Annotated in this window: 8 protein-coding genes; 3 read left to right on the plus strand and 5 right to left on the minus strand. The window is 60.8% G+C overall.

All coding sequences use genetic code 11. The features are described from left to right. Positions 1-67 precede the first annotated feature (67 nt). Positions 68-811, plus strand: coding sequence for a hypothetical protein (locus tag ACIREA_RS17720; protein WP_397383649.1), 744 nt, complete (start codon positions 68-70; stop codon positions 809-811). Between the two features lie 15 nt (positions 812-826). Here ACIREA_RS17720 and ptsP read toward each other — a convergent pair whose 3' ends face one another. The 5 genes from ptsP to ACIREA_RS17745 all read right to left on the minus strand — a co-directional run bounded on the left by ptsP (position 827) and on the right by ACIREA_RS17745 (position 7179). Beyond that, complete coding sequence (ptsP, locus tag ACIREA_RS17725; RefSeq protein WP_397383650.1) at positions 827-2587, minus strand: phosphoenolpyruvate--protein phosphotransferase; 1761 nt, start codon at positions 2585-2587, stop codon at positions 827-829. A 52-nt stretch (positions 2588-2639) separates the two neighbouring features. Further along, positions 2640-3488, minus strand: coding sequence for a tetratricopeptide repeat protein (locus ACIREA_RS17730; RefSeq protein ID WP_397383651.1), 849 nt, complete (start codon positions 3486-3488; stop codon positions 2640-2642). Positions 3489-3617: 129 nt separating this feature from the next. Then, a complete protein-coding gene (locus ACIREA_RS17735; RefSeq protein ID WP_397383652.1) occupies positions 3618-4700 on the minus strand; it encodes a sialidase in 1083 nt (360 codons plus the stop codon). A 161-nt stretch (positions 4701-4861) separates the two neighbouring features. After that, complete coding sequence (locus ACIREA_RS17740) at positions 4862-6514, minus strand: esterase/lipase family protein (RefSeq protein ID WP_397383654.1); 1653 nt, start codon at positions 6512-6514, stop codon at positions 4862-4864. Continuing rightward, positions 6514-7179: a DUF1080 domain-containing protein gene (locus ACIREA_RS17745; RefSeq protein WP_397383655.1), complete on the minus strand. Its 666-nt coding sequence runs from the start codon at positions 7177-7179 to the stop codon at positions 6514-6516. The genes ACIREA_RS17740 and ACIREA_RS17745 overlap by 1 nt, the downstream gene beginning before the upstream one ends. Before the next feature lie 66 nt (positions 7180-7245). Between ACIREA_RS17745 and ACIREA_RS17750 the strand changes: the two genes are divergently transcribed. Together ACIREA_RS17750 and ACIREA_RS17755 are read left to right on the plus strand one after the other, a co-directional pair. Next, entirely contained in the window at positions 7246-7758 is a 513-nt protein-coding gene (locus ACIREA_RS17750; protein WP_397383656.1) for a gluconokinase, read from the plus strand. Further along, the coding region (locus tag ACIREA_RS17755; protein WP_397383657.1) for a PD-(D/E)XK nuclease family protein at positions 7755-10372 on the plus strand (2618 nt) is incomplete at its 3' end. The genes ACIREA_RS17750 and ACIREA_RS17755, both read left to right, overlap by 4 nt.

Raw genomic sequence — 10372 nt, forward strand, 5'->3', positions numbered from 1 at the left:
CGAAATATTTATTCTTGCAATGTTAACCATATTTACCATAATAGCTTTGTAATTTAAGAAAATCATTATGAAGAAGCTCATCCTCATCCAAAACGATTATCCTGGCACCGGCAAGAGCACCCTGGCGCTCTGCTTCCACCGTTACCTCCAGCAGTATGGAGTCTCTCATCAGCTCCTCTCCCTTACGGAAGAGGATTCCTACAGTGCTTCCGGTGTTACCGCGCTTGATGCCAGTTCACTGACACCGCGATCCTTCCTCGCCCATGTGGATGCCTCCCCGCTGACCATTTTGGATGTGAGCACTGGCCTGGGTGAGTTCTTCAACAAGTTCTACCAAGGCTGCGAAATGGACCAGATTCTCCAGGCAGCGGGAGTGGCCCTCTCCGTGGTCCTGCCGGTGACGGTTGATCGTGAGAGCTTTGATTCGGTCATCGACGCGGCGGAGGTTTACTCCGACAACGCCGAGTACCTGATCGCCCACCTGGTGACGAGCTGCTATGACGAAGACGACAAGGTCTGGGACACCAGCTATGCCGCGCGTGTGATGGACATGTTTGAAGCCGTGGAACTGCACATCCCGGAAATCACCTTCCAGGCCGAACTGAGCACCGAGCGCATGAGCCTCGACAGCGCCCTGCAGCACGATGACGCCGAAGAACGCCTGGGCAGAGAATACACCAAATGGCACCGCCGTGTGATGGGACAGGTGGACAGCGCCCGCCAGTATCTCTTTGGTGATGCATTCCGCCCCACGATGGCTCCGAAGCCAGCCAAGCCGGTGCGCAAGAGCAAATCCAAGCTCGCTGCTTAACCCCAAAACCAAGGGCTACTCGAACAATTCGGGATAGTTCCTGTCCGCCACAGCCCGGCTGAGAGCCCGTATCTCGGCCGGGCTGGCGCATGTCAGGACTGCCTGCGCCAGGGCTTCACACTCCGGCAGGTCGAGACGGCGCACGGCATGCTTCACCCGTGCTATTTGTGTGGTGGCCACACTTAATTCATTCAATCCCAGACCGATCATCAAGGGGGTGAGCGTCAGATCCGATGCCATCTCACCGCACATGCCGATGCGGATGCCGGCCGCACGCGCCGCCTTGACCGACATGCCGATCAGCCGCAGCACGGCAGGATGGGTGGGCTGATAGAGCTTTGCCACGCGGTCATTGAGCCGGTCCACCGCGATGGTGTACTGAATCAGGTCATTGGTGCCGAGGCTGAGGAAATCGACTTCTGCCGCGATCAAATCTGCGGACAGAGCTGCGCTGGGAATCTCGATCATGGCACCGATCTCGATCTCGTCCGGCACATCCACGCCTTCTGCGGTGAGTTCATCCGCGCAGTCATTGAGGACGGCTTTTGCCTCCAGCACTTCTTGTACGCCAGACACCATCGGAAACATGATGCCCACGCGCCCATGCACGGCGGCACGCAGCAGAGCACGCAGCTGCCGCTTGAAGAGATCCGGCCGGCCCAGTGAAAGGCGGATGCCACGCCAGCCGAGGAAGGGATTCGGCTCCGGCTCCACAGCGAGACGCTCGTCCACCTTGTCACCGCCGAGATCCAGGGTGCGGAACACCACGCGTTTGGGAGCCTGGGACTGGACCACCTTGCTGTAGGCCTTGGTCAGCTGGTCCTCGGTGGCATCCGGATTTTCCAGATGCAGGAACTCCGTGCGGAACAGCCCCACCTCTTCGGCGCCGCTGTCCTCCACGATCTTCATTTCCTCGATGAATTCCGCATTCGCACCCACGCAGATGGCGGTGCCGCAGCGTGTGAGCGACGGTTTGTGCCGTTCCAGTTGAAAGACATCCTCCCGCCGTTCCGCCTGCTCCTCCCGCAGGCGATAGCGAGCGAGGGTTTCAGCGGTTGGATTTTGAATCAGCAAGCCGCCTTCACCATCCAGCAGGACGGTGTCGCCGCTGTGCAGTTCATCGCAAATGCCATGAAGTCTTACCACCGCAGGCAGTGCCAGAGAGCGGGCGATGATGGCCGCGTGCGATACTGTACTGCCCGTTTCCAGGGCAAAGCCCAGCACCTTGCTGCGATCCAGCTGCACGGTGTCGGAAGGCGTCAGATCATGCGCCACGACGATGACCGGTTCGTCAAACATCGGGTGGTCCAGAAGCTCTCCGCGCAGATGGCGCATGACGCGATGCGTCACATCTTTCACGTCCAAAAAGCGTTCGCGCAAATAGGCGTCCGAGAGCCCGCGCAGGGCGTCCATGTGCTTGCACATGAGCTTGTAGTAGGCCCAGTCCACGCACACCTGCTGCTCGCGCACGGTTTTTTCCGTCTGCTTGAGAATCGTGGAATCCTGCAGGATCAAAAGATGAGTTTCAAAAATCTCGCTCTCGGAGCTGCCGTGCTCCCCTGCCATCACGCGCTGCAGTTCCTCAATCTCTTTGGCGGTGACAGCCAGAGCGGCGTGCAGGCGCTCCATTTGGTGAGCTTCTGTCCCAGGCTCAATACTATCCTCGTCCGGTTCGTCAAAGTGATCCTTAAGGACATGAACCACCGCATGCGCAACCCCATCGGACACTGCGGTGCCGGTCCAGGTTTTTTCTTGCAAAGGGGGGGATGAAATCATTTCCGCTCCTACCTTTCATGCGGACGAAGCATTTGGCAAACGCCACCGTGCATCAAACTGTCGCCAGCACCTTTTCCATGCGCTTTTTCAAAGCGGCGGCCTTGCCTTCCTCGCCAATGATCTCGAGCATGGCGACGTAGTCGGCCCCGATCGCCTCATAGCTGCGCTCTTCCTGGGGCAGCTGGGCCTCCAAGATCTTCAGGCTTTTCTCAAAATGCTGCTGAGCCGCCTCATTATCCTTAAGTTCATGGCATGCCGTGGCCAGATTGCAGAGGGACTGGGCCACATCCCGGTGGTTCTCCCCGAGCACCTCAATGCGGATCTGGAGTCCGTCCTCAAACATTTCCTTGGCCTGATCTGGAAAGCCAGCCGCGTAGTACAGGCTGCCCAGGTTGTTGAACACGCAGGCCACGGACTCCGATTTGCGCCCGCGCTTGTTTTCCAAGGTCTCCAGCGCACGCAGGTAGTGCTGCTCCGCCAAGGCAAACTTGTCCATGCACTTGTAGGTCATGGCCAGGTTATTGCGCAGCTGGGCCGCCACCTCAAGATTATCACCGCCCAAGGCTTCGTGGCTGCTGATCGCCTCCTCGTAATAGGGCAGCGAATCCGCCTCCCGGCCGTTGAAATCCAGCAGTGTAGCGAGACTTGTGCGCACATTGGCCATCACATCCGCCGGCAGTTCCAGATCCTTCCCAGCCTCCAGAGCATCGAGAAAGGACGCTTCCGCTCCGGCGATGTCGCCCGCGTCACGCTGGGCATCTCCCAGCGCCTGAAGCGCGCGCACCAGACCGGGAGCTTTACCGGGAAATTCCTTCACAGCTTCACGCTGAACCTCCACCGCCTTGCGAGCGGCATGGATGACAGAATCGGCAGTGGCAGCTGAAGAAGTAATTTCGGGCATGATCTCGACAAAAAGCTGGTCGGGGTGGTGGAGACGTACCTTCGTGGACAGAGCCGCCCCCCGTCAAGTGCCGCGTTTGCCCCAAAGCACAAAACTCGGGCAGACCGGACGAGCCGCCAGCCCCCCGGCTCACGGCTTGAGCCAGTATTCGAAGAAGCGGTAGATCTGCTCGTTGGATTCCTCGTTGGGATCGTGCTTCTCGCGGTTCGTCATCGCCGCGCGGCTGCTGACGCCGAGAAGCTGATTCACGGCGATGGCGTGATTGAGCGCGGCCCAGCGTTTGGGCGGGTCTTCGGCACCGCCGGAGACGAGGAAGGGGCGAGGTGCCATGAGGGCATGCAGTTCCTGCAGATCGTGACCTTGTTCGATGAGTGTTTTGTAAGCGCCGGTGCGCGGGCTTTCGGCGCTGACGAGACCCGGTTTGCGGGTGAGGGCTGGGTCAAGGCCAAGGTACCAGGGCTCCTGATAGTTGATGCTGCCACGTGTTTCATCAAAGACGATGCCCGGATCGCTCCATACGGCGCAGGCATACTTGTCCCAAAGGCAGGAGCCAAACAGCGACCACTTGCCGCCATACGAATGGCCGACGATACCGATGCGCGTGGCATCGACTTCAGGCAGTGAAGCGAGCGCCTGCCACATGTTGGCGCTGATGTAACCAAGGTAGGAGAGGGGCTGGCACTTGGCCCCGGTACTCAGCACGGGCAACCGGGCATCTCCGCCGGGTGAGCCGATGGAGAGTGTGACGAAGCCGCGCCGCGCGAGCTGCCAGGCGAAGTCGCGCAGCGGTTTGGTGCTGAGGCCGGCGCTTGTTTCGGGATCGTAGTAAGGTACGAAAACGGCAGGGCGCTTGCCCTCGTTTGCAGGGAGCAGCAGGTAGCCATCGCCCGTTTGTCCGGGGGCGATTTCGACGCGCACTTTACGCTGGGTGATGCCCCCTTCCCTCTTCGTGGTCTCGATGATTTCCAGTTTCGGTTTCTCAATGACCGCCGGCCATGGGCCCATGACGGCATGCCAGTCCGCGAGGATTTCGGCGCGGCGTTTGGGCCAGTCTTCTGCTTTCTTTACCTGGCTGCCATCTTTGAAAACGAGGGGAGATTTTCCCGGTGAGAACTGCCCGGCGAACTCAGCGGGGACTTGGGTGAAGGGAAGATCAGCGGCATGAGCCAGCGCTGAGGCGGCCAGCAGGCCGGAAAAGATGAAAGGTTTCATGGGGTTGGTATTCCAAGAACGTGACTTCGCGACGATTCCATGCGGGCAAGTCGGCGGGGCCGGAAATGAATGGCCGCAAAAATACGCAAACCTGATCCTGAAAAAATTCTGAACCCAGAAGCCTGAACGGGCTAAAGCCCGAACTACGAGCACAGACGCGTTCAGCGCCCGCTTTCCTGTACATGCTCGCGGAGGACACGGACGACTTCCTGCACGACTTCGGGGCGCTCGACGCAGCCGTGCCAGCAGGGGACGACTTTTTCGGACTTCGCGCCTTCGAGATGGGCGCTCCAGTAGGGGACTGCGCCGTCGGAGCTGTCGAGGAGGGGCTTACGGCCGAGTTGTCCGATGATGGAGTGGTAAGGCACGGGAATGGGCACGGCGTTCAGCCCATCATAAAAGGGGTGCTCATTGGAAAGAGTGCCGATGCTGAGGAAGGCGAAGAAGCCCCAGTCGCGAATCTGCGGTGAGAGCGCGTCGGTGTTCCCGGTGAGCAACTGCTGTGTCATGAGCAATGTATCCACCGGCAGGCGAATGAACGAGGCGAGGCGACGCACGATGTTCTTGCTGGCGAGATTGCTGCCACGTTGCGGCGTGGTGATGAACAACAGACGCTTCACCTCGGGCTGAGGCTTGAATTTGAGGGCGCTGACAATGCGCTCGCGCACAGGCTGCGAAACGTCCAACTGCTCCGGCTGCTTGCGAAACATGGCGTCCCACAGCTTGTCTTTGGGATCGATGGCCTGCATTCGGCTGAGCAGTCCGCCCATGCTGTGGCCAACCATCACCATTTGGCTCATGCCGGGATCGTTGTGATCAGGATCGAAGTAATCACGGGCCTGCTGCAGGGAGGCGCGCAGACGTGCGGACGTCTGCGGCACACCCAAACCGGTGGGATACAGAAAGTACCAGGGCTGATACTTGGCGCGCAGTTCGGGGTCTGAACTGATGGCATTGACCGCGTTCAGCCAGATGTGAGGGTCGGACATGAGGCCATGCACAAAGACGACGGGAATGCGCTGGGGATCGTAGCCGTCCATGCAGTAAAGATGGCTGTCTCCTAGAGTGCGTTCGGGATAGAACAACCCCAGCAACGAAAAGATGCCGAGGGATTTTTTGGACAGGGCCAGATCTTTGGCTGCGGTGAAGTTTGCCGCGAGCAGGCGCTCATCACTCTGCACCTTCACGGTTTCCACGTTGAGGGCATCGTGCAAATGCAGGCGGCAGCGCCGCGGGGTGGCGGGATCGGCGTCATCGTCCGCCATCTCCATCACGGCAGTGAGGGTGAGGTTGCCACCGTTTGGCGGGAGGAAAGGCTGCTCTTTGCGCGTGGTGTCCGTGCGGTAGATGTGGCCGACGACGGGCACGCCCAGGCCGGAACGCTCCGAGAGCGTGTCCTCCCCGCGCGACCGCCTGCGTGAAGCGAGCAGGAGCTGATCCAGCTGCTTGGGCAGAACCTCGCGTTTGGCACTCGTCTCATTAGTCAGTTCGATCTGAAATGACTGCCGCCCAGAGGCAAACTCGGTGCCGCTCTGCCAGTAGCGCGGACATTGATGCGCGTCCCATTCACGCAGAAACTTGGCGAGCGCATACTCATAGCGATCCTCGGCTGCCCGCCGTGCGCTGGATTTGCCGTGCTGCATGCCGTCCCAGCCTGACGCCACTTCATCCAGCAGGGCGGCCATGTGCCGCTTTTCGCGCGCGGTGAGCTCGGTCTCGGCGCGCGTGACCTCCACGCGCAGAACGGAGTGGCAGGAGGTCAAGGCTCCGCAAAATGCGAGAGCGAAAAGGCGCAGTGCAGAGGTGGGCGGCATCACTTCGGCTCTGTGATCGGAGTCAGCTTGACGTTGCGGATCGCGGCCATGGTATTGAAGGTCGTCAGCGAGAGCGGCAGGTAGCTTTCGATGGGGCCGGAACGCACGCTGATTTTTTTACCTTCGATGTCTTCGTCAATGATCTGTTTGTCCCCCAGCCAGACGCTGATGTTTTTCGGGGTGACACGCAGCTTGAATGTGTACCACTCGTCATCTTTATATCGCTGGTAGCTGGAGGTGTTGTTGTCGGAGGCGTCCATGCTGTCGATGCAGGAGATGCCGGTGACGCTGCCGCCCCAGCCGCCGCAGATGAGGGTGGCGCAATGTTTGAGATCGCCGACGGGAAAGGTGAGGCCGACGAAGAAATCGACGCCCTGCATCCGCTTGGCTTCCAGCGTGATCTCGTAGTTGGTCGTTGGCAGTGCGGCTGCTTTCTTGTAAATGGCACCGCTCACATTCTCGCCCTGATTGATGATCATGAGACCACCCTCCAGTTCCACCTCACCGCTGCCGCCGACGTCCACGGACTCCCAGTCGTCGAGTGATTTGCCATTGAAGAGGAGGATCTCCTTGGCAGCCTCCGGCTTGGCAGCGGCAGGTTTGTCTTCAGCAGTGGCAAAGGCGGTGCCGAGCACCAGAAGAGCGGTCAGGATGGGGAATTTCATGGCTTCGGCCCGCACCCTCAGCGTGGCATGCCCCACGGTCAAGCTTCACAAAAATCACCTTCACACATGCTCCACCCCGATCTAAAAACCATCATCATCATGGGCGTCTCCGGCAGCGGCAAGTCCGTCGTCGGCAGTCTGCTGGCCGCCAGGCTCGAAGGCGTCTTTGAGGACGGCGACGATTTCCACCCGCCCTCCAACAAGGCCAAGATGTCCGCCGGCACGCCGCTGAATGATGACGACCGCTGGCCCTGGTATGCGACGCTGCGCCAGCGCATCGAGGACATGCGCCACCTCACGCCGAACTACGTGCTGGCCTGCTCCGCGCTGAAGCCGATCTATCGTGACAAACTGCGGGCGCATGATCACCCCGAGACGCTGCGCTTTGTGCTGCTGGACGGCACGAAGGAGCTCATCGCCACCCGTCTTGCGGGGCGCAAAGGGCACTTCATGCCGCCTACGCTGCTGGACAGCCAGCTGGCCACGCTGGACCCGACGCCCGACATCATCCGTGTTTCCATTGATCAGACGCCCGAGGAGATCGTGAACGACATCCTCAAGAAGCTGGAACACTCATGAGTGCCCAGATCCAGCGGCTATTCTGGGGCTGGGAGACACCCGTGCTGGACCAAGCCGTGGCACTGCTCTGCCGCGACTGGGATTCTGCGCGTGCGCTGGATCTCAGCAGCACACTGCTGCTGGTGCCGAACGGTGAAGCAGGGCGCCGGCTGCGTGAGGCGCTGGCGGTGGTGACGAATGAGACGGGGACCGCCGCCATCGTGCCGCATCTCTGGCTGCCGGAGCAGGCGCTGCTGCCGCAGACGCGCCGCTTTGAAGCAGCGACTGCGGTGCAGTCACAGATGGCGTGGCAGCGGGCGCTTGAACGGGTGCCGCTGGAATCACTCACGGCGCTGTTTCCCAAGGCACCCACTTCTTCCGGCTGGGGCTGGCAGGCGGAAACCGCACGCATGCTGGCGGAACTCAAGATGCTGCTCGGCACGGGCGGGCTTACTTTTGAGGACACGGCCGACCATCCCGCTGCGCAGCGCGAGGCTGCGCGCTGGCAGGATCTGGAGAAAATCGAGCGAGTGTACTTCGCGGAACTTGCACAGGCTCAAGTGGCGGATGCGCAGGTGCTTAAGCGCCGGCATGCGCACGAACCGGCGCTGCCAGAAGGGGTGAAGCGCATTGTCGTGCTCGCCTCGCCAGATTTGCCGCCTTTGCTGGATGACTGGATCGCTGGCTGTGCCAAACGCGGACTGCAGGTGGACATCGCGATTCAAGCGCCGCAGTCGATGGCTCACACCTTTGACGCCTGCGGACGTCCCCTGCCGGAATTCTGGGGCGAAGACGCGAGGTGCAGCCTGCCTTTTCAAGATGAACAGATCCACGTGGCGCGTGATCCTGCCACGCAGGCGGCGCTGACACTGGATCTCATGCGCGAGCTCGTGCCAACGGGCCGCACGGCGCTGGGTGTGTGCGACGCGGAAGTCGGCAGCCTGCTGCTGGAAAAGCTCACGCTGGAGGAAGCGCGCAGTTTTGAACCGGGTGGCATTCCAGTGCAGCGTGAGGGCATGTGGCATGTGCTGGATTGTTTCCGCCTGCTGCTCAGCTCAGGTGCCTGGCGTGCTTTTGCTGCGTTGCTGCGCATTGATGAATTTCGCAAAGCCGTCATTCCAGGCAATGAGAGCACCGCCGCACTGCTGCGCGAGGCGGATGACTTTGCCAGTGAGCATCTGCCCGTGACTCTGGCGCATGCGCTGGAGCTGCCGCTGGCGGACTGCCCTGCCCTGCAGCCAGCCATAGAAAACACGCTCGCCTTGCTTGATTCGCTGCGTCGGCTATCTCCAGCCAAAGCGGCGCGCACGCTGATCTTGAAGCTGCTCGGTGAGCAGGAGTTCAATCCCGATGCCCCTGGTGACCGGGAACGCACGGAACTGGCCACCGAGTGGCTACGCATCACGGAGGAACTTGAGCAGGAGGCACAACGGTTTGGTTTGCAGCCCAAGGCTGAAGACACCTTTTCGCAGTCACTGGAATGCCTTGCACAAAGTCGTCTCGCTGAGCCGCGTGGCGATATTGATCTCGTGCTGCAGGGCTGGCTTGAACTGCTGTGGGAAAAGGCGCCGAACCTGATCGTCACGGGTCTCAATGAAGAGCATGTGCCGGGCATCTTCATCAGCCATCCGTTTCTGCCGGACAGCCTGCGCAAGGCGCTGGGACTGCCCTGTCAAAACACCCGCTTCGCGCGTGACGCCTTCATCCTCGCCGCACTGGCGCAGCAGCGTCTGGGTAAACGTGGACGTCTGAGGCTGCTGTGCGGGCAGTGGAGCGAGGATGGCGATGCCCTGCGCCTGTCCCGGCTGCTGTTTTTATGCGACAACGCGGTGCTGCCGCAGCGTGTGGCGCATCTGTTTCCGAAGGAGGAGGATCAGCCGTCCGCAGCGGAGCCGCCGCGTACGCTGGCGTGGAAGCTGCAGCCGGACTGGAGCGCGAAGCCGCTGGACACGATCTCGCCTTCACGCTTGCGCGAGTATTTGAGCTGCCCGTTCCGGTACTACCTTAGCTGCAAGAAAAACATGAGCGCCATCGAGACTGGCAAACGTGAGCTGGATGCTGCTGAGTTTGGCAATCTCATTCACCATGCGTTTCATCGGCTGAGTCTGGACCCCGGCATGCGCGACAGCACTCACCCCGCACACATTGCCGACTGTCTGGAAGCTGCGGCACGGGACCGGGTGAGAGAGATTCATGGGCAGCGGCCCGCGCCGCTGATCACGCTGCAGCTTGAAAGCATTCTACAACGCCTGCGGAAAGCGGCGGAGATCGAAGCCAGAAACCGGCAGGAAGGCTGGCAGTGCATTGATGCGGAGCTGCTCATCGGCGACAAGGAGGATGCCATGCCCTTCCTCATCGCCGAAGCTCGACTGAGAGGCCGCATTGACCGGGTGGAGCGCCACGTGGACGGCACCCTGCGCATCGTCGATTTCAAAAGCTCCGACAAACCGCGCACGCCGCAGGAGGCGCATGTTAAGGTGATCACGGCCCGCACGAAGCTGACCGAGGCGGATGAATGGAAGTGCTTTGACCTGCCCGATGGCAGACGCGGACTGTGGCTGGATCTGCAGCTGCCGCTGTACGCCGCTGCTTTGCAGAAGCGCGGTCAGTCCATCAGCAGCGTGGCCTACTTCGC

This window comes from Prosthecobacter sp., assembly GCF_044373815.1.
In the GTDB taxonomy this organism is placed as follows: domain Bacteria; phylum Verrucomicrobiota; class Verrucomicrobiia; order Verrucomicrobiales; family Verrucomicrobiaceae; genus Prosthecobacter.